Origin of the sequence: Rhizobium aethiopicum, from assembly GCF_900094625.1 — a bacterium.
Classification (GTDB): Bacteria; Pseudomonadota; Alphaproteobacteria; order Rhizobiales; family Rhizobiaceae; genus Rhizobium; species Rhizobium aethiopicum.
In genome coordinates, this window is record NZ_FMAJ01000061.1 from 1 (window position 1) to 1,175 (window position 1,175).

2 protein-coding genes are annotated in these 1,175 nt (G+C 56.3%); both read left to right on the top strand.

The window, feature by feature from the left end:
- Nucleotides 1-69 precede the first annotated feature (69 nt).
- Nucleotides 70-273 (top strand): CCE_0567 family metalloprotein, encoded by a 204-nt coding sequence (locus GA0061105_RS32105; protein ID WP_009991124.1) that lies wholly within the window; start codon nucleotides 70-72, stop codon nucleotides 271-273.
- A complete protein-coding gene (gene fdxB, locus GA0061105_RS32110; protein ID WP_004677870.1) occupies nucleotides 270-587 on the top strand; it encodes a ferredoxin III, nif-specific in 318 nt (105 codons plus the stop codon). The genes GA0061105_RS32105 and fdxB overlap by 4 nt, the downstream gene beginning before the upstream one ends.
- Nucleotides 588-1,175 lie beyond the last annotated feature (588 nt).

Sequence of the window (1,175 nt, forward strand, 5' to 3'; positions counted from 1 at the left end):
ATTGAAGTTATCGAAACCTATCCCGACGTGGCGCGGGCATCATGAAATCAATTTTCGAGGAAAGAGATCATGTCAGACATTGTGGAGCAGCTGAAAAAGGTCCGCAAGCTGCAGTCCCGCGCCGCCGCTGCGAAGATGGAGTTGCACGATCTTGCCGAGGACCTTCCGATTAATTGGGCTAGAATCAAGACCATTGCAGGAGAGACGTTCGACGCCTTCGCCGAGTTGAACGCTGCGAAGGAAGAGCTCGCTGCATTGGAGAATTCACGATGACTGGCCCTTTCGTCACGCGCGACGGCTCCAGCTGGGTGCCGGAGTACCTGACCTGCATCGATGCTACAACCTGCATCGGCTGTGGCCGATGCTTCAAAGCCTGCTCTCGCGAAGTCATGCACCTCTATGGCGTCGGTGAAGCGGGTGAAATCCTCGGCATCTGCGACGACGAGGAGGAAGACTTCGATGGCGAGCTCAATCGTATGATCATGGTTGTCGATGAGGCCGGCCGCTGCATTGGTTGCGGCGCCTGCGCGCGCGTCTGCCCGAAGAACTGTCAGACCCATGTCGCGGCAGACAAGGTTACTGCGTGATCTCGCGAACAAGTCAACGCTGTTACCTTCAGATCGTTTGTTGTCTCCTGCTGCTCGTCGTCTGCGCAAACGAACGAACGTAGTTACTTCGTGTGGCATTCCATCCACAAAGTTGGCGCTGCGATGGTGGCTAGTTCGTCGCTTCTTTCAATAGGACTTTTTTAAAAGCGCGAAGTGGCGATCGCTGTCTCGTCGCCCTCGGCGATGAACTTATCCGGTTGCCAAGGCAGATGCCCCGCGATTGGATCGCCACAGATCGTGCCGTTCGTGTCCCATGCCTGATCCGCGGATGCGGCGGTTCTAATCAATGGCGGCCGGTGCAAAGAAGGCACTGCAATTGCACGCAATGTCTCGCGCAAGCTGACCGTCGAGGTAAGCACCAGTGCGCAGCTGACGGAGGCACTTGCGGCGAGGACCGCAACGCCACTTTCCACCCCGCAGGCTCAATACGATCCGACACAGGACGATCCTGAGCGCGGTTGAATTACATGCTAATTCCCTTGTCCCCAGCGCAACCGTCGACATTTCTCGCAAATGTCGGGCATCCGCCACTTTTGTCAGGTTTGTCGTGATTGGAACGTTTTGTTC

Bases quoted from the DNA above. Each gene is read 5' to 3' on its own strand.
- GA0061105_RS32105 (WP_009991124.1), top strand. From the start codon at position 70: ATGTCAGACATTGTGGAGCAGCTGAAAAAGGTCCGCAAGCTGCAGTCC.
- fdxB (WP_004677870.1), top strand. From the start codon at position 270: ATGACTGGCCCTTTCGTCACGCGCGACGGCTCCAGCTGGGTGCCGGAG.